Annotated in this window: 29 protein-coding genes and 1 tRNA gene; 8 read left to right on the top strand and 22 right to left on the bottom strand. The window is 55.6% G+C overall.

The features are described from left to right. Positions 1-35: 35 nt before the first annotated feature. On the top strand, positions 36-665 hold the full coding sequence (gene rpsD, locus AB8880_06870) for a 30S ribosomal protein S4 (GenBank protein ID XDZ64656.1): 630 nt from the start codon (positions 36-38) through the stop codon (positions 663-665). A 58-nt stretch (positions 666-723) separates the two neighbouring features. On the opposite strand, the gene AB8880_06865 is transcribed toward rpsD, so the two are convergent. Beyond that, a complete protein-coding gene (locus AB8880_06865; GenBank protein XDZ64655.1) occupies positions 724-1,608 on the bottom strand; it encodes a DMT family transporter in 885 nt (294 codons plus the stop codon). An 82-nt stretch (positions 1,609-1,690) separates the two neighbouring features. Here AB8880_06865 and AB8880_06860 point away from each other — a divergent pair, with 82 nt between their 5' ends. After that, entirely contained in the window at positions 1,691-2,146 is a 456-nt protein-coding gene (locus AB8880_06860; protein ID XDZ64654.1) for an N-acetyltransferase family protein, read from the top strand. Here AB8880_06860 and grxD read toward each other — a convergent pair. The 10 genes from grxD to sfsA all read right to left on the bottom strand — a co-directional run bounded on the left by grxD (position 2,137) and on the right by sfsA (position 10,557). Next, positions 2,137-2,484, bottom strand: a complete 348-nt coding sequence (gene grxD / locus AB8880_06855) for a Grx4 family monothiol glutaredoxin (GenBank protein XDZ64653.1) — start codon at positions 2,482-2,484, stop codon at positions 2,137-2,139. The genes AB8880_06860 and grxD overlap by 10 nt on opposite strands. Before the next feature lie 3 nt (positions 2,485-2,487). Next, positions 2,488-2,727 (bottom strand): BolA family protein, encoded by a 240-nt coding sequence (locus AB8880_06850; protein XDZ64652.1) that lies wholly within the window; start codon positions 2,725-2,727, stop codon positions 2,488-2,490. Between the two features lie 47 nt (positions 2,728-2,774). Next, positions 2,775-5,003, bottom strand: coding sequence for a phosphoribosylformylglycinamidine synthase subunit PurL (purL, locus tag AB8880_06845; protein ID XDZ64651.1), 2,229 nt, complete (start codon positions 5,001-5,003; stop codon positions 2,775-2,777). Continuing rightward, positions 5,003-5,686: a phosphoribosylformylglycinamidine synthase subunit PurQ gene (gene purQ / locus AB8880_06840; GenBank protein XDZ64650.1), complete on the bottom strand. Its 684-nt coding sequence runs from the start codon at positions 5,684-5,686 to the stop codon at positions 5,003-5,005. The genes purL and purQ overlap by 1 nt, the downstream gene beginning before the upstream one ends. A 3-nt stretch (positions 5,687-5,689) precedes the next feature. Then, the gene (gene purS, locus AB8880_06835) at positions 5,690-5,953 is read right to left on the bottom strand and encodes a phosphoribosylformylglycinamidine synthase subunit PurS (protein XDZ64649.1); all 264 of its coding nucleotides are present in this window, start codon (positions 5,951-5,953) and stop codon (positions 5,690-5,692) included. Between the two features lie 3 nt (positions 5,954-5,956). Continuing rightward, positions 5,957-6,712, bottom strand: coding sequence for a phosphoribosylaminoimidazolesuccinocarboxamide synthase (gene purC, locus AB8880_06830; GenBank protein ID XDZ64648.1), 756 nt, complete (start codon positions 6,710-6,712; stop codon positions 5,957-5,959). A gap of 94 nt (positions 6,713-6,806) precedes the next feature. Beyond that, complete coding sequence (purB, locus tag AB8880_06825) at positions 6,807-8,102, bottom strand: adenylosuccinate lyase (protein XDZ64647.1); 1,296 nt, start codon at positions 8,100-8,102, stop codon at positions 6,807-6,809. A gap of 70 nt (positions 8,103-8,172) precedes the next feature. Beyond that, on the bottom strand, positions 8,173-8,877 hold the full coding sequence (gene radC / locus AB8880_06820; protein XDZ64646.1) for a DNA repair protein RadC: 705 nt from the start codon (positions 8,875-8,877) through the stop codon (positions 8,173-8,175). Between the two features lie 148 nt (positions 8,878-9,025). Continuing rightward, positions 9,026-9,772, bottom strand: a complete 747-nt coding sequence (gene map / locus AB8880_06815) for a type I methionyl aminopeptidase (GenBank protein XDZ64645.1) — start codon at positions 9,770-9,772, stop codon at positions 9,026-9,028. A 47-nt stretch (positions 9,773-9,819) separates the two neighbouring features. Further along, positions 9,820-10,557: a DNA/RNA nuclease SfsA gene (gene sfsA, locus AB8880_06810; protein XDZ64644.1), complete on the bottom strand. Its 738-nt coding sequence runs from the start codon at positions 10,555-10,557 to the stop codon at positions 9,820-9,822. Positions 10,558-10,644: 87 nt separating this feature from the next. Here sfsA and AB8880_06805 point away from each other — a divergent pair, with 87 nt between their 5' ends. After that, positions 10,645-11,415, top strand: coding sequence for a competence/damage-inducible protein A (locus AB8880_06805; protein XDZ64643.1), 771 nt, complete (start codon positions 10,645-10,647; stop codon positions 11,413-11,415). A gap of 25 nt (positions 11,416-11,440) precedes the next feature. On the opposite strand, the gene AB8880_06800 is transcribed toward AB8880_06805, so the two are convergent. After that, on the bottom strand, positions 11,441-12,286 hold the full coding sequence (locus tag AB8880_06800) for a rhomboid family intramembrane serine protease (GenBank protein XDZ64642.1): 846 nt from the start codon (positions 12,284-12,286) through the stop codon (positions 11,441-11,443). A 145-nt stretch (positions 12,287-12,431) separates the two neighbouring features. Here AB8880_06800 and AB8880_06795 point away from each other — a divergent pair. Then, a tRNA-Leu gene (locus AB8880_06795) sits at positions 12,432-12,518 on the top strand. 16 nt (positions 12,519-12,534) lie between these two features. Here AB8880_06795 and AB8880_06790 read toward each other — a convergent pair. The 4 genes from AB8880_06790 to AB8880_06775 all read right to left on the bottom strand — a co-directional run bounded on the left by AB8880_06790 (position 12,535) and on the right by AB8880_06775 (position 14,972). Further along, complete coding sequence (locus AB8880_06790; GenBank protein XDZ64641.1) at positions 12,535-13,086, bottom strand: 5'-methylthioadenosine nucleosidase; 552 nt, start codon at positions 13,084-13,086, stop codon at positions 12,535-12,537. Next, positions 13,079-13,606 (bottom strand): adenine phosphoribosyltransferase, encoded by a 528-nt coding sequence (locus AB8880_06785; protein ID XDZ64640.1) that lies wholly within the window; start codon positions 13,604-13,606, stop codon positions 13,079-13,081. Before AB8880_06785 ends, AB8880_06790 begins: the two co-directional genes overlap by 8 nt. 21 nt (positions 13,607-13,627) lie before the next feature. Continuing rightward, entirely contained in the window at positions 13,628-14,251 is a 624-nt protein-coding gene (locus AB8880_06780) for a 2-hydroxychromene-2-carboxylate isomerase (protein XDZ64639.1), read from the bottom strand. 109 nt (positions 14,252-14,360) lie between these two features. After that, entirely contained in the window at positions 14,361-14,972 is a 612-nt protein-coding gene (locus AB8880_06775) for a YfbR-like 5'-deoxynucleotidase (GenBank protein ID XDZ64638.1), read from the bottom strand. A 108-nt stretch (positions 14,973-15,080) separates the two neighbouring features. On the opposite strand from AB8880_06775, the gene AB8880_06770 reads away from it, so the two are divergent. Beyond that, positions 15,081-15,803: a hypothetical protein gene (locus AB8880_06770; protein XDZ64637.1), complete on the top strand. Its 723-nt coding sequence runs from the start codon at positions 15,081-15,083 to the stop codon at positions 15,801-15,803. Here the strand turns inward: AB8880_06770 and AB8880_06765 are convergent. The 6 genes from AB8880_06765 to AB8880_06740 all read right to left on the bottom strand — a co-directional run bounded on the left by AB8880_06765 (position 15,797) and on the right by AB8880_06740 (position 20,686). Then, positions 15,797-16,414, bottom strand: coding sequence for a flavin reductase family protein (locus AB8880_06765; protein XDZ64636.1), 618 nt, complete (start codon positions 16,412-16,414; stop codon positions 15,797-15,799). The two genes, AB8880_06770 and AB8880_06765, sit on opposite strands and share 7 nt — an antisense overlap. A gap of 72 nt (positions 16,415-16,486) precedes the next feature. Next, the gene (locus AB8880_06760) at positions 16,487-16,729 is read right to left on the bottom strand and encodes a hypothetical protein (GenBank protein ID XDZ64635.1); all 243 of its coding nucleotides are present in this window, start codon (positions 16,727-16,729) and stop codon (positions 16,487-16,489) included. Positions 16,730-16,739: 10 nt separating this feature from the next. Continuing rightward, complete coding sequence (locus tag AB8880_06755; GenBank protein XDZ64634.1) at positions 16,740-17,180, bottom strand: YcgN family cysteine cluster protein; 441 nt, start codon at positions 17,178-17,180, stop codon at positions 16,740-16,742. Continuing rightward, positions 17,180-18,523 (bottom strand): FAD/NAD(P)-binding protein, encoded by a 1,344-nt coding sequence (locus tag AB8880_06750; GenBank protein XDZ64633.1) that lies wholly within the window; start codon positions 18,521-18,523, stop codon positions 17,180-17,182. The genes AB8880_06755 and AB8880_06750 overlap by 1 nt, the downstream gene beginning before the upstream one ends. Then, positions 18,516-18,995 (bottom strand): flavin reductase family protein, encoded by a 480-nt coding sequence (locus AB8880_06745; GenBank protein XDZ64632.1) that lies wholly within the window; start codon positions 18,993-18,995, stop codon positions 18,516-18,518. The genes AB8880_06750 and AB8880_06745 overlap by 8 nt, the downstream gene beginning before the upstream one ends. 65 nt (positions 18,996-19,060) lie before the next feature. Next, a complete protein-coding gene (locus AB8880_06740) occupies positions 19,061-20,686 on the bottom strand; it encodes a GMC family oxidoreductase (GenBank protein XDZ64631.1) in 1,626 nt (541 codons plus the stop codon). 147 nt (positions 20,687-20,833) lie between these two features. On the opposite strand from AB8880_06740, the gene AB8880_06735 reads away from it, so the two are divergent. The 3 genes from AB8880_06735 to AB8880_06725 are packed head-to-tail and all read left to right on the top strand — an operon-like array spanning position 20,834 to position 22,154. After that, positions 20,834-21,253, top strand: a complete 420-nt coding sequence (locus tag AB8880_06735) for a gamma-glutamylcyclotransferase family protein (GenBank protein ID XDZ64630.1) — start codon at positions 20,834-20,836, stop codon at positions 21,251-21,253. Beyond that, positions 21,234-21,386, top strand: coding sequence for a hypothetical protein (locus tag AB8880_06730; GenBank protein ID XDZ64629.1), 153 nt, complete (start codon positions 21,234-21,236; stop codon positions 21,384-21,386). The genes AB8880_06735 and AB8880_06730 overlap by 20 nt, the downstream gene beginning before the upstream one ends. 27 nt (positions 21,387-21,413) lie before the next feature. Next, positions 21,414-22,154, top strand: coding sequence for an SDR family NAD(P)-dependent oxidoreductase (locus tag AB8880_06725; GenBank protein XDZ64628.1), 741 nt, complete (start codon positions 21,414-21,416; stop codon positions 22,152-22,154). Positions 22,155-22,156: the final 2 nt, after the last annotated feature.

Here is a 22,156-nt window from a genome sequence, read left to right as displayed (position 1 = left end):
ATGGCCAACGCGCCTCAAAATAACGGAGTATATCAATGGCTGCAAAGTCAGACCACAAGCGTCACCATTCCAAGCATAAAATTGATCGCCGTCTTGGCGTTAACCTCTGGGGACGTGCGAAATCCCCTGTCAACGCCCGTGAATACGGTCCGGGTCAGCATGGCCAGCGCCGCCGCAAGCCTACGGATTTCGGCGTGCAGCTGATGGCCAAGCAGAAGCTCAAAGGGTATTACGGCAATATCGGTGAAAAGCAGTTCAAGAAATATTATCAGGAGGCTGTCCGTCGCCGCGGTGATACCGGCCAGAACCTGATCGGGATTCTGGAATGCCGTCTTGATGCCCTTGTCTACCGGATGAAATTTGCACCAACCGTTTTTGCCGCACGCCAGCTGGTCAACCATGGCCATGTCCTGGTCAATGGTCGCCGCTGCAATATTCCATCAGCCATGATGAAAGTCGGGGATGTAATCCAGCTCAAGGAAAAATCACGCACTATTCCTGCGGTGATGGAAGGCGCAGCCTCGGCTGAACGCGATATCCCTGAATACCTGACCGTTGATGAAGGCAGTTTCAAAGGTTCGATGAACCGCGTGCCGGAACTGGCCGATGTGCCCTATCCTGTACAGATGGAACCGAACCTCGTGGTCGAATTCTATTCACGCTAATTCACGTCTTCAGGACAATAAAGGGGCGGCCAGGTGCCGCCCTTTTTTCTTGGCGGGATCACCTGCCGGGGAGTCTGATCTTGTTGCCGAGGATCAGCAGGCCGATGGCAATTACCCCGAAGCCAAGCATTTCATGAGATTTGACCCATTGCCCGAGTGCCAGCGCATCAAGGAGAAGCGAGAACGGGGGGATGATGATCGTGACCAGCATGGTGTTGCCAGCGCCGGCCTCTTTCAGCAACGCAAAATAGAGGATATAGGCAAGGCTTGTGCATAATACCGCGTAGACTAGAAAGGAGACAAAAATCGGCGCGGGCATCAGGGTAAAGGGAATACCCTCAACCCACAGGGCGATGACAAACATCCAGCCCGAAGAGGTGATCAGCATCGCTGTCGCAGTGACCTCCGCATCATGGCCACGAAGCTTGAGTTTCCCCCAGATACTGGCAAGAACATAACTCGTGGAAGATAGCAGAATGCAGAACTGTCCGATATTGGCGAGCGAAAGATCACCCAGCGTATCTATGCCCATGGCAAGCGCTACCCCGACAACGCCAAGCGTTACCCCCAAAAGCCGCGCCCCTGTAATCTTCTCATCTGCAAGAAATATCCCGGAGATCACCACGGCAATGAACGCGGTGGTGGAATTGAGGATGGAGGCAAGGCCGCCGGTGATGTATTGCTGGCCGAAAACAATGGCGGAAAACGGCAGGGCATTGTTCAGAAACCCCATAACGATAAAACTGCCCCAGTTCCGGAAATCTCCCGGCAATCTCTTGCCGCGAAGCCAGAGCAGGATCAACATGGCAAGCGCCGCCAGTCCCACCCGGTGAAAGACGATGGTAAAGGGGAGAAAATGTTCCAGCAGAATTTCAGTTATGAAGAAGGTTCCGCTCCACAACAGGCCGAGCAGGCTCATCAATATCCAGGTGCGGAGAGACATGTTCAGCTTCCTTGACTTCATTCCGAGATTAGCCTCTAATCATCAGGCGCGGCAATAGACTATAATCGGGAAGGTGATCATCATGGCAGCAATTAAAATCGTGCCCCTTGAGGCCTCGCATTACGAGGCGTGGTATCAGCTCTATCAGGGTTATGCGGATCATTACCAGGTTGAACTTGCCGAAAGCTCGGCCCTGACAACCTGGTCCTGGTTGCTGGACCCGGCCCATCCGCTCACAGGGCTAGTCGCGGTGAGGGACGGGGTTCCGATTGGCCTTGCCCATTTCCGGGCGATGCCAAGCCCGCTCAGAGGCAGGGAGATCGGCTTTCTGGATGATCTCTTCGTTGACCCGGGCGAGCGCGGCTCGGGCATAGCGTCAATGCTGCTCGAAACTCTCCGTCAGGAAGCGGCCGCAAAAGGCTGGCCGGTCATTCGGTGGATAACCCGTGATGATAACTATCGTGCCAGAACTGTTTATGACCGGCATGCAGTCAAAACGGACTGGAACACCTATGAGATGATGCCTGATCAGGCCTGAAGCGGTTGCGGATTCACATCGATGCCGCGGCTGTTCATCAATTCGATCAGCTCGCCGGTTTCATACATTTCCCGGATGATATCGCAACCGCCGACAAATTCCCCCTTGATATAAAGCTGGGGGATGGTCGGCCAGTTGGTGTAGCTCTTGATACCCTCTCGAACCGCGTCATCTTCAAGAACATTCACGCCCTTGAATTTGACCCCGAGATGAGAAAGCACCCCGACAACGGCGGCGGAGAAACCACATTGCGGGAAGACGGGCGTCCCTTTCATGAAAAGCACGACATCCTGGCTTGAGATTTCATTTTCGATAAGGCTTTTTGTCTGGGCGTCCATGGCTCAATCCTCTTCCGATGGGGTTGTCTGGAGCGCAAGGGCATGCAATTCACCGCCCATACGCCCCCCTAGCGCGTTATATACGATCTGATGCTGCTGTATGCGTGTCTTGCCCCTGAATTCTGCAGAAACAACATGGCAGGCGTAGTGATCTGCATCACCGCGAAGATCCGTGATCGTCACGGTGCTGTCGGGCAGGGCTTCCTTGATCAGCCGTTCGATTTCTCTTGCTTCCATGGCCATGGGCCAACGTCTCCTCTGGGTTTTCTTTCTTGAGGCGTTTTATCCTGTTACTTCGTCTCACGACCTCCGGCCATGAGCACGGGGAGCCAGGATTCACTGATATCAATCAATTCTTCTATAGAGATACTATCACCGGTGCTGAATTTCAATGCACCATCATCGCTGGTGCGGCCGATACGGCATGCGGGAATACCGGCATCCCCGGCTGCGGCAAGCATGGCGTCACCATCACGGGATGCGAGGATATATCGCCCCTTATCTTCGCCGAAACACCAGCCATGCACGGTTTTGCCACCCGGAAGATCGATTTCCGCGCCATATGTTCCACCTGCGGCCATCGCCATTTCAGCTATTGTCACCAGCAGGCCGCCATCGCTGATATCATGGGCGGCGGCAACCTTGCCATCCAGTATCTGTTGCCGCACAAAACTGCCATGGCGACGTTCATCCTCGCAATTGACCGGTGGCGGGGCGGCTTCAGGATTTTCAAAAAAGAGATCAGCGTAAACCGAGCATCCAAGCCAGCCGTCATCTTGCGCCGATGTCTGGCCAATAACCAAAAGATCAAGACCGGATGCCGGAAAAGCGATGCGGGCCGCGTCATGGATATCATCGATACGGCCCACCATCCCCACAACCGGTGCCGGATTGATGGCCTTGCCTTCGGTTTCGTTATAGAGTGAGACATTGCCCGAAACGACAGGCGTATCAAGAACCCTGGCAGCTTTGCCCATCCCGGTTACGGCACCGACAATCTGGCCCATGATTTCAGGCTTTTCGGGATTGCCGAAATTAAGGTTGTTCGTGATGGCCAGCGGCAGGGCGCCGGTTGCGCTGATATTCCGATAGGCTTCGGCTACTGCCTGCATGCCGCCGCATTCGGGATCAGCCTTCACGTAACGCGGGGTGCAGTCGGTTGTGATGGCCATGCCCCTTGTCGAGCCATGAACCCGCACCAGTGCCGCATCACCTCCGGAAGATGCCACGGTATCGGCCATGACGTCGCAGTCATACTGCTCCCAGATCCAGCGCCGTGACGCCAGATGATGTGATCCGATCATGCCGCGAAGCGCATCGCTAGGGGCAAGCGCAGGGACGTTGGCGCTTTCAAGCCGCCCAAGGGCAGGGGATGCCTGGTGCGCACGGTCGTATTCCGGGGCGTCGTCCACCAGAGGGGAGAGCGGAATATCAGCGGCGATATCGCCATCTTTGCGCAGCACCAGCCTTCCGGTTTCGGTCACCGTGCCGATGGTTGCAAAATCAAGATCCCATTTTTCGAGAATGGCTCTCGCCGCTTCGGTCGCATCAGGTTTGAGAACGGCAAGCATGCGTTCCTGGGATTCCGAAAGCATGATTTCATAGGAAGTCATGCCGTCTTCACGCACCGGTACAAGATCAAGATCAATATCCATTCCTAGCCCGCCTTTGGCGGCCATTTCCACCGAAGAAGACGTCAGCCCGGCAGCACCCATATCCTGAATGGCGATCACCGCATCCGATGCCATCAGTTCGAGGCTTGCTTCCATCAGCAGTTTACCCGCAAAAGGATCCCCGACCTGGACAGTCGGACGTTTGGAGGCAGCATCATCGCTGAATTCCGTTGATGCCATTGTTGCACCGTGGATGCCGTCCCGTCCGGTCTTGGCGCCGATATAGATGACAGGATTTCCGGCCCCCGAAGCTGCGGAGTAGAATATCCGGTCCGCCCGTGCAAGCCCGACAGCCATGGCGTTGACAAGAATATTCCCGTTATAGGATTTGTCGAAGTTGACTTCACCACCAACAGTCGGGATGCCGATACAGTTGCCATAGCCGCCTATTCCGGCCACGACACCGCCGGTCAGATACCGTGTCAGCGGATGGTCCGGGGCGCCAAACCGGAGAGCGTTGAGCAGGGCGACAGGCCGCGCTCCCATGGTGAAGACATCGCGAAGAATGCCGCCAACACCTGTCGCCGCTCCCTGATAGGGTTCGATATAGGAAGGATGGTTATGGCTTTCGATCTTGAAGACAGCGGCCCAGCCGTCTCCGATATCGACGACACCAGCGTTTTCGCCTGGTCCCTGAATGACGCAATCGCCGGTTGTCGGCAGGGTCTTGAGCCATTTTTTCGAGGATTTATAGGAACAGTGCTCTGACCACATGGCGGAAAAAATGCCAAGTTCGGTCATGTTCGGGATGCGTCCTATGGCGGTGCAGATCCGGTCAAATTCCTCGGTCGAGAGCCCCATTTCGGCAGCGTGTTCTTGTGTCATGATCGGGTGAGGTGATGTCATCACTGGCAGGCCTCAAAAATTCTGGTCAGCATGGTCCGGCCATCGGCGCCGCCAACTTCGGCACTCATCCGACGCTCCGGGTGAGGCATAAGCCCGAGCACCTTGCCGTTTTCTGACGTGATGCCGGCGATATCAAGGGCTGAGCCATTTGGGTTGTAATCCCCCTTGCTTCCGGCAGGTGCGTAGGTAAAGGCGATCTGGCCGTTATCTTCAATCCGGCGCAAGGTCTCCTCATCGGCGAAGAACTGGCCTTCGTTATGGGCCACGGGAATGACGAGTTCAGCCCCGTCTTTCAACTCACCCATGATCGGCTTGTCGGACTGGTGAACGCGCAGCACCGTATCACGGCAGACAAATTTCAGCCCCTTGTTCCGGATCAATGCCCCCGGAAGCAGACCTGTTTCAATCAGTATCTGGAATCCATTGCAGATACCCATCACCATACCGCCCCTCAGCGCATGTTCATAGACGCTTTCCATCGCCGCCGAGCGGGCCGCAATCGCCCCGCATCTCAGGTAGTCGCCAAAGGAAAACCCGCCCGGAACCAGAACCAGATCAGGTTTGCCGATCTCACTGTCCTTATGCCAGATTACCCGTGGCTGATGCCCGGTGATGCTGGCGGCGGCGGTAATGATATCGCGGTCGCAATTCGATCCCGGAAACGTGATGACGACAATATCCATGGGTCAGCCGATATCCTCATCAGCCTCGATATGGCAGGTGATCTCGTAATCCTCGATCACGGTGTTGACGAGGAGGGTTTCACACATCTTGGCGGTTTTCTGTCGGGCGCGGGCTTCATCCTCTTCATCCAGATCAAGCACAATCTGCTTGCCGGTGCTGACGCCGCGAACATCCTGATAACCGAGATTGGCAAGTGAGCTTTCAATGGCCCGGCCTTCCGGGTCAAGCACCCCGGGCTTGAGCGTGATGGTAACGGTAACCAGCATGTGTCAGTCCTCTTTTTCTTCTAGCGGCGAGAGATCAAGGCCAAAGCGCGCCGCGATGTCCTGATAGGCTTCAATGAGGCCACCCAGATCCTGGCGAAAGCGGTCCTTATCTTTCTTCTCCCCGGTTTCCATATCCCACAGGCGGCAGTTGTCGGGGCTGATTTCATCAGCCAGCAAGATCGATCCATCTTCCCCGAGACGGCCGAATTCAAGCTTGAAATCAATCAGGCGGATACCGATATCACGAAAAATCTCACCAAGGATGGTATTTACCTTGGCGGTCAGGCCCGTGATGATCTCAAGCTCCTGCGATGAAGCGATCCCGAAGGCAAGGATATGCTCACGGCTTAAAATCGGATCATTAAGGGCATCTTCCTTTAAATAGAATTCGATCAGGGGGGCAGGAAGCGCGTCGCCATCCTTGATCCTGATATTTTCCCCGCCCAGTCTTTTGACGAGTGATCCCGCCGCAATATTCCGCACAACGACTTCAATCGGAATAATCGATACCTCGCGAACAAGCTGCTCACGACGATTGACCCGGCGGATGAAATGGGTGGGAACCCCGGCCGCCCCAACCTTGCCCATGATAAATTCCGAGATGATATTGTTCAGCACGCCCTTGCCGGCAATCACGTCATGCTTGACGGCGTTGAACGCGGTTGCGTCATCCTTGAAATACTGGATCAATGTGCCCGGCTCAGGCCCGGAGAAGAGTGTCTTGGCCTTGCCGTCATAAAGTTGTTCGCGCTGCGCCATTGGACCTGGTCAGACAGAGATATGGTGAATAGAAAGATTCTACATGCAATATATAGAACTCTTTTACCTGACTGTAAACGCTGATAAGCAGGGCTTATTGAGCAAAAACACGCTCAAAAATCATGTCGATACGGGCAAAATGCTGCTCAAGATCAAAGAGGGCATCGAGGTCATCTTCGCTCAAGGCGGCCCGGATGCCCGGATCAGCCTTAAGGCGATCAAGGTATGAGCCGCCATTATGCCATGTATCCATGGCGTTGACCTGCACCAGTTTATATGCGTCCTCGCGGCTGACACCTTTTTGGGTCAGCGCCAGCAACACCTGCTGGGAATGCACAAGCCCGCCAAGTGCATCGAGATTGCTCTGCATCGCTTCGGGATAGACCACCAGATTCTTGATGACCGAAGCCAGCCGATGAATGGCGAAGTCGAGGGCAATGGTGGCATCAGGCGCAAACACTCTTTCAACCGACGAATGAGAGATATCACGCTCATGCCAGAGGGCGACGTTTTCCAGCGCCGGGGTAACGGCTGCCCGCACAACTCTGGCAAGGCCGGTGAGGTTTTCGGTCAGCACCGGATTGCGCTTGTGCGGCATGGCCGATGAGCCTTTCTGCCCCGGGGAGAAAAATTCCTCGGCCTCGCGGACTTCGGTCCGCTGCAGGTGACGTATCTCCACCGCCAGCCGTTCGATTGAGGAGGCCACCACGCCGAGGGTGGAAAAATACATGGCATGCCGGTCGCGGGGGATGACCTGGGTGGAATGTGTTTCGGGTATCAGCCCCATGCGTTCGGCAACATGACTTTCAACCAGCGGATCAATATGGGCGTATGTCCCGACGGCGCCGGAGATCTTGCAGGTGGCGATTTCTTCCCTTGCCGCGATGAGCCGCTTCTTGGCACGGGCAAATTCGGCATGGAATCCGGCAAGTTTCAGCCCGAAACTGACGGGTTCGGCGTGTATCCCGTGGCTGCGGCCGATGGTCGGGGTGTATTTATGTTCTTCGGCCCTGGTCTTGAGCGCATCGAGCAAGAGGTCAATACCATCAATGAGCAGATTGGTTGCGCGGCTGAGCTGAACGGCAAGGGTAGTGTCGAGCACGTCCGATGAGGTCATTCCCTGATGGATGAAACGAGCTTCCGGGCCGACAAATCCGGCGACGCTTGTCAGAAAGGCTATGACATCATGCTTGGTTTCACGCTCAATCCGGTCAATTTCCTCGATGTCGAAATTCGCCTTCTCGCGGATGATCGCCGCGGCCTCTTCCGGGATGACGCCAAGCCTGGCCTGGGCATCACAGGCATGGACTTCAATTTCAAGCCAGATCCGGAAACGGCTTTCATCGGACCATATCTGCTGCATCTGTTGTCGGGAGTAGCGTGGGATCATTATTCATTCCATCTGATGTTGGGTTTGCATCTGTTCCATAACATCTCAGACAGGGTTTTTCCACTCATTGTCATAAAAGTCCCATGGTTTTGAAACTCGAACAGCTGTTCGGGCTGATGATCAAATGATCATGGAGAAGGATATCCACATTCCTCAAGGCATCCCTGATCGTCCGCGTCATTTCAATATCCTGTTTGGACGGGGTTGTGTCACCGGAAGGATGATTGTGAACAAGGATAATAGATACGGCTTTCCTCAGCACTGCCTCCCGCACGACTTCACGGGTATACACATTCACCCGGTTGACTGTTCCTGCGGCAAGAATATCCGAGCAGATCAACCGGTTGCGGGAATCGAGATACAAAACCGCTATCTTTTCCTCACGATCAAAGCCGATTTCATTGCGGCAATACTGCACCACCATCTGCCATGATGACAAAACGTTGCTGTCGATCAGCGCTTCATGCAGCATGTCCCTGGTCAGCCGTTGCAGCAGTTTGAAGAAAACGACGACATTCTCGCCAATACCCGGAATTTCAAGCAGGCCTTCCTGTTCTGCATAAATGAGATGCTGAACGGTCTTGTGCTGTGCCAGCAATGTCTTGGCCAGAGATTTGGTGTCTTTTCGCGGGATGCAGTAATGCAACAGCATTTCAATGACTTGATAGTCATAGAGGCTGGACGTGCCACCCTTCATGACCTTCTTGCGTAACCGCTCGCGGTGACCTTTATGCAGGTCTGCTCCGGTGTCTGCTGATCCCTGCATTTCCGTCATCTCTTCTGCTGTTGATGAAGACAAGGGCCGGAACAAGGACAGGGCCAGAACTGATTGCCTAACTTTAGGCAAAGAGCAGGTTGCTGGCAACGGGCTTTTCCCATCGCCTGAAATCGAAAGGGGCTACGGCCGGAAGAATCCGGCCAGATCAATTACCGGAATAGGGAGGTTTTGTCAGGCCTCCAGGGGAAAGCGTGAATATTTCCACGCCATCCGAAGTCACGCCAACCGAATGCTCAAACTGGGCGGAAAGGCCGCGGTCCCGCGTGACTGCAGTCCAGCCGTCGGCGAGTAGTTTGACCTGCCAGGTGCCGGTATTGATCATCGGTTCAATGGTGAAGATCATCCCTTCTTCGAGAACCATGCCTTCACCGGGTTCACCGTAATGCAGCACCGTGGGGGAGGCATGGAAGGTGCGGCCTAGGCCGTGGCCGGTAAAATCCCGTACCACTGAAAATCGTGCCGCTTCGGCGAATTGCTGAATAGCGTGGCCGATATCACCAAGCGTATTGCCTGGTTTGACCGCGCGTATCCCCCGCATCATGGATTCGTAGGTGACCTCGGTCAGCCGTCTTGCCTTGACCGAGGGCGTGCCAACCCAGTACATGCGGCTGGTATCACCATACCAGCCATCGAGGATGACCGTCACATCGATGTTGAGGATATCGCCATCATGCAGCACCTTTTCCGAAGGGATGCCGTGGCATACAACATGATTGACCGAAATGCAGGTCGCCTTGGGAAACCCTTTGTAATTCAACGGGGCAGGAACAGCGTCATGGTCTTCGATAAAGCGATGGCAGAGATCATTCAATTCAAGTGTTGTTACCCCAGCCTGAACAAAAGGGGTAATGTAATCGAGGGTTTCCGCCGCCAGTCTGCCGGCGTTTCGCATGCCGATAAATCCGCTCTCATCATGTCGTATGACTGGTTCAACTCGCATCATGCGTCTCGTTTGTGTTGCAGCGAGGCGATGTCCATCGGCATCGCTTCGGTAATCTTTATGGCGTCAGGGCTGACCATACAACGCCAGGCTTCCATGTGAACCCCAGCGGCGCGGGCCTCCATGAAGGCTTCTGCATAAACCGGATCAATATCGTCCGCAAGGGTAAACCTGTCGCCATCGCCGCGCTGGATCACATAGAGCATGGCGGCTTTCTTCCCTTTGCGGGCTATCTCCGCCAGAATACGTAGGTGCTTTGCCCCGCGGCTGGTGACGGAATCGGGAAATTCGACTGCCCCTGGATTTGGACCGTCCGGCCGGGCAAGATGGACATTCTTGACTTCGAGATAGAGCGCCTCACCCGTTTCCGGATTCTGCAGGCGAAAATCAAAACGTGTGCCCTTTGTATAGGTGAATTCGGGGCTGATGGCTGAAAACGTCCTGAAGGCCGGGATAATCCCCGCTTCAAGAGCTTCGAGTGCAAGCTTGTTGGGCTGGTTGGTGTTGATCCCGACCATAACGCCGTCAGCTTCAATCAATTCAAGCGTTTTCTTGAGCTTGCGGGCAGGGTTATCCGACGTCGAACACCAGACATTCATCCCTGGGTCCTTGAGTCCGGTCATCGCCCCGGGATTAGGGCAATGCACGGTTTCCACCTCACCGTTGAAATCCACATCTGCGAGAAATCTCTTGTAGCGTCTGATGAGAATCCCTTTTGTCAATTGCGGGAGAAGCATGTAAACCTCTTGCAGGGCAGGGGCTGGTTATTCGCATGAATTATCTATATAGACATAGGACCTATCAATGTCTTCAAAAGGTTTTTCATGCAACCAACTGCAGCCATCATCATCATCGGCGATGAGATTCTGAGCGGTCGAACCGCGGATAAAAACATCAACTGGCTGGCTTCTGTTCTTTATGAACGCGGCATCAAGCTTTCGCAGGCCCGGGTAATCGGAGATGACGAAGCGCTGATCATTGAAACGGTTAAGGCGCTGTCCTTGGCCCATGATATCGTTTTTACATCCGGCGGCATCGGGCCGACCCATGATGACATCACCACCGCCTCTATCGCCAAAGCCTTCGGGGTTAAGGTGATCCGCCATCCCGAGGCAGACCAGCGGCTCATTGATCACTATACCGGCACCGGGCTTGAATACAACGCAGCAAGGCAGAAGATGGCCGATATTCCCGAAGGAGCCGAACTGATCGACAACCCGGTTTCGGCTGCGCCCGGGTTTATTATCAACAATGTCTATGTTCTGCCTGGTGTGCCATCAATCCTTCAGGCCATGGTGGAGAATATGGGAGATCAGCTTCCCGGTGGCACCAAGGCCCATCGGTTGACGGTCCAGACAGATATCGGCGAAGGCTCCCTTGCTGAAGGTCTGGCCCGTATCGAAGCTGAATATGAGGGGATTTCAGTGGGCAGCTATCCCTGGTTCAAGCCTGGAACCTACGGCACGGCGCTTGTTGTCACCGGCCTTGATCTGAGTCTGGTGGAAGCCGCGGCGGCCGCGCTGGTGAAACTGGTGGAAAGTTTTGGCGGCACCGGCTTTATCGATGAGAAGGTGGTTGGCGGCAATACGCCATGAGCCGGGGGTGGCCAAATATCAAAGATTACCCCCAAGGGCCTTTTCGTCTTGAGTTCTTGCGGCTGATGGAAGGGATATCCGAGCGGCCCGGACGCCGATAACTGTATCTTTTTCTGAACTCATCCCGGACCTGTCGGGCTGGTGCCGGGGAGATATCCCAATGCGGCGGTTCGTCCTGTTTCGGCAGCAGCACCACACCTTTTTTCTTGAAGAAAGGTGTCAAGACAAGCCCGGCCAGAAACCCGCCTATATGGGCAAAATATGCCGTGCCTCCCCCGTCGCCTGCAAGTGAAGACGGCGCCGCCACGAATTGAAGCAGGACCCAGACGCCGAGAACCACAAAAGCCGGGATATAAATCCACCGGATGAAGATCAGGATCACCATGATGACGCGGACTTTTGCTCGGGGAAACATCAGCAGATAGGCCGCAAGAACCCCGGCGATAGCCCCGGATGCCCCGACAAGAGGCGTGGTCGAGGCCGGATCAACCATCACATGGGCAAGCGAGGCCGCCACGCCGCAGATCAGGTAGAACAAAAGAAATCTGACCGGACCCATGCGATCTTCGACATTATCGGCAAAGATCCAGAGATAGAGCATATTTCCGCCAAGATGCATCCAGCCGCCATGAAGAAAGGTAGAGGACACCAAGGTTGCCCAGGATGGAATGGACCGCAGCGCATCAGGCAGAAAAGCCTCCCCGGTGACAATCGCCGGAATGGTTGCGTATCGCAGCAGGATTTCATACTGGCCACGTTCAGGCTGTGTGGCCTGAATGAGGAAAATCAGAATACATAGCGCCATGATCATCCAGGTGACCAGTGGCGGGCGACTGGTCGGATTGTCGTCAAAGAGCGGCAGAAAGAACATGGGGAGATTGTACCCTTGCGGCAGTGATGATCAAGCTTAGCCCGGATCGAGTGGATATTGCACTTGAAATCAGCGCCGGGTCTCTGTAGTGAAATGGGTGGCTGTTTCGTCAATATTGAGGGGGCAGCGAGCCAGGGTCTGGCACGGGAGCGTGGCGGAATTGGTAGACGCAAACGACTTAAAATCGTTTATCTTCAATGGTGTACGGGTTCGAGTCCCGTCGCTCCCACCACCTTGGCCCGGCACGATCATCTCCCCAGAACGGTGGTTGCGAAAAGCTGCGCTCCAAATTGCAGGGACGCGCTCCAATCCGTGGCGGCGGCCTCGTCGGCTTTATCGGAGATATATTTGAAGCACCAGAAGGGCAGGCCGAGCGACATGCTCAGGCGGGCAAGGGCATAGGCTTCCATATCGACAAGATCGGTCATGAGTTCTGGCGTTCGTTCAACAAAACTGTCACCTGTACCGATGCTGAGCCCGGGGCGGCCGAGATCAATCGGGCCTTCATCTTCAAAAGGTGTCTGGCCGAGGGCAAAGCCAAGCCCGCGGACATCCATATCGCGCTGATAAAACCGGCTGACCTCATGTATGCCGGAAAGATTGTCCATAAGCGTCCCGGCAGTGCCGAAATTGATCACGGCCTCCGGTCTTGTCTCAACAATGGCCTGAAAGCCCCGGATGGCGGCATTGACCTTGCCAACCCCGGTGTAGCGAATGATCCACCCCGGCGCGGCGGCTTCGGGCAACTCGTCCTGAAGCGCAACAAGAATGAGGGTGGTTGATGGATCAAAACTAGTCATCATAGGCCAGTAGTGAGACAACCGGCATGCCGACAGCCGCGCGTCCTTTCAGGGCTTCGAGTTCAATGACGACGGCGGTGGCGACCGGTTCGGCCCCGAGGCGTCGAAGCAATGCCGCCGAGGCCGCGACGGTCCCGCCGGTGGCCAGCAGATCATCCACCAGCACAACGCGCTTGCCCCTTACCGGGGCGTCGTTTTGCATGGTCAGGGTGTTTTCGCCATATTCCAGCGCGTAGCTTTCGGCGATCAGGCTGCCGGGAAGTTTACCTGGCTTGCGAATCATGAGCGATCCCTTGCCGAATTCATGCGCCAGCAGAGTTGAAAAGAGAAACCCGCGGGATTCGATCCCGGCAAAAAGGTCTGGCTCAAATGGCTCGAGGCCTTGCCTGAAGGCATCAATGGCTACCCGCATGGCTCCGGGCGAGGCCAGCATCGGGCTGATATCCCGAAATAGGATACCGGCTTTGGGAAAATCCGGATAGAGCCCGATATGGTGTTCAAGTTCACTGACAGACATCATCTTTGACCTCAAGTTTCCCCTTCAAGCCTCCCCCTCAAGCCTCCAGGCAAGCAGGTCAAGCCTGTCCTGCCCCCAGAAGACTTCGCCTTTATAGACATAGGATGGCGCGCCGAAAACCTGTTGGTCCAGGGCTTTTTCCGTATCGGCGGCGATACGGCTGTCAAAACCGCTGCTGTTGGCCCCGGCGATCCGGACCAGTTTTTCGCCATCAAGACCTGCGGCGTTGAGCGTGGCACTGACAGCGGCCGGATCATCCATATCCTTTTCCTCGGCCCAGAGCCCCTTGAGCAAAGCCTCCGATGCGATCATCCCGTCATGGACACCACCCGCTTCAACCGCGGCAAGGATGGTATAGGCGCCAAGACGCGTCCGTGACGGGAAATGCTTTGGCTGAAGCACGAGAGGGATATTGAGGTAATCCCGAAATCTGGCCAGGTCCTGCAACCGGTAAGCCTGCCTTGCCGGGGCACGTTTCGGCAGCGGGAGCCCGCCGGTCTGGGGAAATATCACGCCGTAATCAACAATGCGAAGGTGAACTTTTGCCTTATGCTTTTCGGCAAGGTGGCGGAACCTTTCCGCGCCGAGATAGGTCCATGGGCTTACCGGGGTCAGGTAGTAATCGATCTCGATTGGTATATCTGGCATGGTTGCTCAACGCTCCTTTAGGTAGTGATAGCTTGCCCTGATATGGTTCAGGACACCAGCTTATGAAGATATTCTGTTATGCCGTGATTTCATGGGCGTGATCCTGCCTTCAATCTTTTCTTCCTCCAAGATACCGGAACCGGCGCAAATAGGTCTCTTCTGTTCGGATCGGGGATTCGGGCTTGATGCGGATATCGGGAATTATCCGGGGACGGGCGATCGCGGCCCGCGCTTCCTTTTCCGTAAATCCGGCAATCTGGACAGCCTCGATAAATGCCGCCAGTTTATCTGCCCGTTTGATCGCCTTGTGCACCCCTTCAGGAAGGGTGCCGGGCAGGCCAAAACGAATATGAACCGCCATCTCAAGTCTTTTCTCTATTTCCTTGTATTCATGTGATAAAACTGCCTTGACTGGCGTGATCATATCACCGATTACATATTCAGGTGCATCATGCAGCAGGCAAGCCAGCCGCCACCGCCGGTCAATGCCCGGATTCTGCTTTGCAAAGAGCCGTTCCACAAGGACGCTATGCTGGGCGACGCTATAGGCCCATTCGCCTGATGTCTGCCCGTTCCAGCGTGCGACGCGCGCAAGGCCATGGGCGATATCCTCGATTTCGATATCCATGGGTGATGGGTTGATCAGATCAAGGCGTCGCCCGCTTAGCATGCGTTGCCAGGCCCGGGGTGTCTTGGGATGATTTTTCTTTCCGCTCGCCATAAGTATCTCGATCCGCCTCGATTGTTTCTCCAACTGAAAACGCGCAGCTTGCTATTGCTCATCTTCGGGTCGCGCCGTATAACTCAAGTGCAAGGGGACGCGCACCATATGAAGGATTATTACCAAACAACAGAACGATATCGAAAACAAGAATTCCGTGCCCAGATCAACTGGCTTATTCGTTTATGCGTTCTTGGTTTCATGCTCTGGATCGGATGGTTCTGGGGCAACAGCCAGCAATCGGCGCTCGTATCCACCAATGCCCAGCAGCTTCTCGAAATGCAGCAGGAAAACGAGAAACTGCAGCAGCAGATCACCACACTCAATACCTCGCTTGAAGAAGAGCAGCGCCTTCGGATGGAGGCTGAACTTGTCGGCGGATCATCCGGGCAGGACGCCAGGATGAAGCAGCTCAACCGCCGGATTGCCCGTTTTCTTGCACGAGGGGTGGATGAACAGCAGATTGTCAGGGCATTGAATACCCTCTCCAAACCGGCGCGGTGCCGGACCATCGAGACAAAGGATGTCGCGGTGGCGACGAGCTTGTTTGCCGGCGGGGAATCCAAGGCTGATCTTCTCGGTGGTTCGCTTCAGGTCTTCATCGAAGGCGAAGCCGGGCACGAAGCGACACGCGATACCCCCTGGTTTGATCCGGCCAAGCCTGTTTCCATGCGGATCAGCTATTTCGGTGGGGAGAAGATCAATTCGGGCATGTTGCCGTTCGATACGGTGCTGATCGCCGATACATGGCTGATCAAGATACATCTTTATGAAACAAGCCTGCAGGGATATATCAATCTGGTTGTTGATACTTGTCCGATTGATCAGTAACCGCCTTTGGGCCGTTCGATCTCAAACACATCACGAACAACCGAGTAGTCCTTGTATCCAAGTCGGCTGACCGGCTGATAGAGGCTGACATCAACCTTGCCATCGACGATCACCGCATCATTGATGTTTATGCCGATGATTGTGCCCATGACCCAGTAATTCCTGTCGCCGTTTTCATCTTCGGGCAGGGCCAGAATATCCCAGACCTTGCATTCGAGATGACAGGGGGCATCCTTGACCCGCGGCGGTGCAACCCTGGTCGAAGGCTCAGCCTCTATCCCCACAAGGTCAAATTCCGATACGCCATGGGCCGCCGGGGCGGAGGTGTCGCTCATGGCCTGCATCTGCGCGTGGGAGACGATATTGACGACAAATTCCCCGGTCTCGCGGGAATTGACAAGCGAATCCTTTTCCCGCTCGGCTGGCGATACTGAAAACCCGACCATGGGCGGAGTTTCCGAGATCGCGTTGAAGAAACTATAGGGCGCAAGATTGGCGTTGCCCGCCGCATTCACGGTGGATATCCAGCCGATGGGACGCGGGGCAACAATCGCCTTGAGGGGATTGAAGGGAAGGCCGTGTTCTTGATGGGTGCCTGGGGTAAAAAACATTGTATTTCTCCATTACGTTTCAGGGCCATGGATGGATCAGATCTTCCGCCTGATCTCGTTTGGGGTATCTGTTCAGATCTTGCGGCCGGGGCTGTCCGGCAAAATTGAGGAAGGGCTCTGATCCCCGCCGAGACCTCGACGCGGGGTGCAGTCACCGCTGATCATCTGGGTGAAGAGCGACTCTTTGCACTGCTCCCAATCAGGGGCCTTGGCATTGCGGCTCTGATAGAGGCTTGCGATAATCAGCGCCGTGATCAGGGCGTAAAGCACCCAGCGCAGGCTTCCGCTTTGGCGTTTCGGTTCCTGTTCGGTCATGTCTTCTCCATCAATCCCATTCTTTTATATGTGCGGGGTAGTCATCTTCCGCAATATCATCTTCATGAATTATTTGTCCTTTGACGGAGATGCCGGCCTTATGGGTACTTTCGGGATCTCCTGTAATCAACGGATGCCAACGGGGCAGAGGCTTGCCTTCATGGATAAGCCGATACGCGCAGGTTGAAGGCATCCACGGCAGGCTGTCGAGGCTCGATGGGGATAGAATGACGCAATCCGGCACTTCTTTCTTCCGGTTTGCGTAATCGGTGCAACGGCATGTCTTTCCATCCAGAAGTCGGCAGCCGATATCGGTATAGTGGATCGTGCCGTCATCCACATCTTCGAGTTTGATAACGCAGCATTTGCCGCAGCCATCGCAGAGGCTTTCCCATTCATCAGGGCTCATCTCTTCGAGCGGCGTTGTCTCCCAGAAGCGTTCTGCCTTCATCACCTGTCTCCGGCCAGATGACGGGCGAGATCAAAAGCCTGGCGGCCAATACTGCTGGCGCCGATGACATCACCAAGGGCAAAGGCTGTCGGCGGTCCTATCGCATGGCAGCGGCCAAGCGGAAGACCATCTGCACCAAGGACGTTAAGCCCGTGGTCCACCTTGAGCCCTGCCGGTGATCCGGCCAGAAGACCGTTCTGGAACATGCTGGCGGCAAGCGGGTCCTTCCCGGCCCCGGTGGCAAGAAGAAGGTGATCGGTGTCAACCTCATGGGTGGTTTCATCAGCAAGGGATATGGTGATGCGTGCCTTGTCGTTTTCACCTGTCCGGGCAGCCTCGCAACGGCCATGATAGAGTTTTAGCTGGCCTGAGGCCTCAAGCCTTGCGGCCGCTGCCACCGTCTGTGGTGAGGCGCGATAGCGGATAAGCTGCCACCACCAGCCCATTTCTTGCTTCAACCGTTGGCGGTCGGTCTCGGGCAGGTTCTGCCAGGCGAATGAAATACCCGGCCGCAGGGATTCAAATCTGGCCTGCCAGTCCGGGTCTTTCCAGTCACCATCACCAAGTTGCCGCCGGAATATCGCGAGGAATTCCCGGCCGCTGAGATGGCGTGGCCAGGGGTAGGGGGCTTTTCGTATCCAGGCAGTTTGCCGGGGGGGAAGCATTCCAATGGGGCTGATGATGTTGATCTGGCCGCGGTGACCTCTCTGCTCGAGGGTGAGGATGGCGTCCATGGCGGTCAATCCGCCGCCGATGACGGTCATATCGGCATCCTTGTCCACCTGCTCAACCCAGGTGCCGGTCCAGGCATTCGGGATCAGGTGTTTGCGCGCGCCATCGCTCAAGGGGAAGGTGGGGGAAGGATCAGGATTCCCCAGCGCGAGCACAACCGTTTCCGCTGCCAGATTTCTCCTCTCTGTTGTGGTGATGTGCCAGCATGTCTCTTTCTTGCCGGTGATGGGTTTAAGGTCATGCGCCCGGTCCCTGATTTGCAGCAATTCCCGGCCTCCTAGGGCGTCATGGATTTCCTGTTCAAGGTAGCGGGCAAAATCCTGACGCCGGAAAAACCTGCCAGCGCTGGTTTCGGCATCGGGATCCTTGAGGTTATGTTCGGCCCAGGTGGCGAAATGCTGGCTGTCGCCGGGACGCAGCATCATCAGATCATCCCGGACATTGAGCCGGAAGTCAGGGTTTCGGCAGCCATACGCCTTGCCAGCACCCAGACGATCAGGGCCAAGAATGGCCATCCGCGATGTGTCGATGCCGCGTTCAAGGAGATGCAGGGTCAGGACGGCACCTGCATACCCATCCCCGATGATCAGAATGGGGATCGGTTCAGTCATGGCCGAGGGTGAAATACCTGCCTTTATGATAGCCGAGGCCAGGCTTGTCGGTGCTGGCGCAAGAGACAACCTCGCCAATCATGATGACATGATCGCCGGCATCGACGGTCTTGTGCATCCGGCAGCTGAAAAATGCCGCAGTGCCACCAAGGATCGGGGTGCCTTCATCGCTTAACGACCAGTCTATGCCGGCAAAACGATCTTCGACATTGCGGGCAAAACGAGTTGATATCTCCTGCTGGTCATGGGCAAGGATGTTGACGGCAAAATGACCGGCATCACTGAAGGCGCTTAGATTTTCAGAGGATTTATCAATGCAGATCAGCAACAAAGGTGGCTCAAGCGATACTGAACTGAAAGAATTGGCGGTAAAGCCGAGAGGCTGGTTGCTTCCGTTGCGGGCCGTGACCACGGTAACGCCGGTCATGAAACTGCCAAAAGCTTTACGAAGATCGGCTTGCTCAACACTCATTTTTTGATCCTTTCAACGCCTTCCCCTATATGGGGCAGAGAAAGCGTTCGTGTCCAGTCCTGATCCTAGTGTTTTCTGCCGTGATCTTCCTTGATCATGGCCGCGCCCTTTTCTCCAATCATGATGGTTGGCGCATTTGTGTTGCCTGAAACAAGCGTGGGCATGATCGAGGCATCCACGACACGCAGGCCATCTATACCGTGAACGCGCAGCCTTTCATCCACCACATCCCCTGATGCGGGCGACGGGCCCATCCGGCAGGTGGACACAGGGTGATATAGCGTAACGCCGGTTTCCCTCGCATAGGCAAGGAGATCCGCGTCGCTGCCGATTTCCTTGCCGGGCCGGAGTTCAATATTCACATGTGGTCGCATGATATCGCTTTGCATGATATCGCGCGCGATCTTCAGCCCTGCGACATGCACCCGCTGGTCTTCATCGCTCTCAAGATAATTCGGGAAAATCATCGGCGCATCGGTCGGGTTCGGTGAGCGGAGATGGATATGCCCCCGACTTTCCGGACGCAGCTGGCAGGGGCCGAAGGTCATGCCGGGGAAATCATCAAATATGCGCCTGGCCGGATTGGCGAAACTGGCATTGGCGATGTGATACTGGATGTCCGGGCCGATGAGACCAGGGCGCGATTTCACGAAACCGCCGAGAATACCGGCGGGAAGTGACAATGCCCCGCGTCGTGTCAGGGCGTATTTGACAACCTCGCCTGCCAGCGCAAGTCCTCGTGACAGATGATTGATCGAAATATTACCGTTCAGTTTCCATGAAATTCGCGAGATATAATGATCCTGCAGATTTTCGCCAACACCGGAAAGGTCATGGCGAGGCTCGATACCGTGCCGTGCCAGAATTTCCGGATTGCCGATGCCGCTTAATTCAAGCAGTTGAGGGGACTGGATCGCACCTGCGGAAAGAAACACCTCCCGGCCGGCTTCAAGCCGGATATCCTGTCCATCTTTCCGGCCAAGCACGCCGACAGCTTTTCGCCCTTCCATGATCAGGCCGGTTGCCCGGGTTCGTGGCAGGATTGTCAGGTTTTTCCGGTGCCGGACCGGATCAATATAGGCTTTCTTGGCCGAATGGCGGACTCCGTTCTTCTGGGTGACCTGATAATAGGCAAAGCCTTCCTGGTCATGGCCGTTGTAATCCGGGTTGCGCGGGTAGCCGAGGTGTTCGGCCGCGTCAATCACCAGATCAAGGGCCTTGTAGCGTGAGCGGACCATCGCCACATTGAGCGGCCCGCCGCGGCCACGAAGATCGGGGTCCATGTCTTCGCTCTCCAGAGCTTCGCAATGCTCGGCCTGGCGGAAATAGGGCAGCACATCCTGATACGACCAGCCACGATTGCCGCGCTGGGCCCAGCCATCGTAATCATGTGACTGCCCGCGCACATAGAGCATGGCATTGATCGCCGATGATCCGCCCATGACCTTGCCTCGCGGAAACGCGATGGGGCGCATGGCGGTATTGGCTTCAGGTTCGCTTTCAAACATCCAGTTTATGGCCGGATTGACCATGGTCTTGATATATCCTGCCGGAATATGGATGAGAGGGTTGCGATCTTCGCCACCGGCTTCAAGCAGGATGACACTGACTTTCGGGTCTTCCGTCAGTCGGTTCGCGAGAACACATCCGGCCGAACCTGCCCCGATGATGATATAATCTGCCTTGCGCATTGGCTCTGTCTGATCAAGAATTTCACGTACTATACTCCAGTTCCGAGGTCTGGAAAGTTGTTTTTCCAGTTGTGGTCCTGATTGAGGCAGGGCAAGTCAATCGGCAAGAGTGCAGGTAGTTGTTTATCCTTTGAAGGAGGGATCAGGATGGATGTCTTTGTATATGGAACCTTGCGTGATACGGCCATTCGTGAGGTGGTGATCGGCCATGCCGTGCCGCGCGTGACCCCATCGCTGATAAGAGGATATCAGGCACGGCTTGTTCGCGGAGGAGACTTCCCCATGATCCGGCCTTCGCCGGATGGCGTGGTGGAAGGGCTTATCCTGCATGATCTTTCACAAGAAGATATTGACGCTCTGGACAAGTTCGAAGGGGATACATACAGTCTTGAGGTAATGATGGCAGTTCTGCCCGATGGGAGGGAGCAGGCCGTCAGGGTCTATGTTGACAGCGGTGTTTACGAAGATGGCGGCCCCTTTGAGCTTGAGCGCTGGGCGCGCGAGCTGAGGCAGGGGTTCATCGAAACGTTCATGGGGGGGCGAGGGTTTGGCAGACCCGCCGACTGACAAAGACACCGCCGGGCCGTCCCGCAAACGCTGGCTTAAGCATCTCGGGGTTGGGGCGTTTCTCTTTTTCCTCTTCAAGGGGATTGCCTGGCTGGTGGTCGCAGGTCTTGCCGTATGGGGTTTCTGGGGATAAGGTGAAAAACATAGCCAAGGGCCATTCATGACGAAGCAAAAACCCATCCTAGTTTTGACCGGCGCAAGCCGGGGCATAGGGCACGCGACCGTGAAGCGTTTTTCCCAGGAAGGATGGCGCATCATCACCTGTTCCCGACATGCTTTTCCTGAAAACTGTCCCTGGCCCGCCGGTGAGGAAGATCACCTTCAGGTGGATCTTGGCGATGTATCCAGCATCGAAAAGGGAGTGAGTGAACTCCTGGAGCGGCTCAATGGCCAGCCCCTCAATGCGCTGGTGAACAATGCCGGTATTTCCCCAAAAATGCCCGATCAGCAACGCATGGACAGCCTGCATACGCCGATGGAAACCTGGAGTCAGGTTTTTCAGGTGAATTTCTTTGCCCCGATTATGCTTGCCCGGGGGTTGAGTGCATCGCTGGTCAAGGGCCAGGGATCGATTGTCAATGTCACGTCCATCGCCGGAAGCCGGGTGCATAGTTTCGCTGGTACAGCCTATGCTACATCCAAGGCCGCGCTGGCGGCGCTGACCCGGGAGATGGCGGCGGATTTCGGGCCGCTCGGTGTGCGTGTCAACGCGATTGCGCCGGGGGAAATCAAAACCGATATCCTCTCTCCCGAGACCGAAGCAAAGGTCCTGCCCGATATTCCCATGCGCCGGTTGGGCACCACCGATGAGGTGGCGGAAACTATCTATTTTCTCTGTTCCGATGCCTCGAGCTATCTTAATGGTGCGGAAATTCATATTAATGGCGGTCAGCATGTCTGATC

This window comes from Alphaproteobacteria bacterium LSUCC0684, assembly GCA_041228335.1.
GTDB lineage: Bacteria > Pseudomonadota > Alphaproteobacteria > Puniceispirillales > UBA1172.
This window is presented reverse-complemented; position numbering and strand designations above follow the sequence as displayed.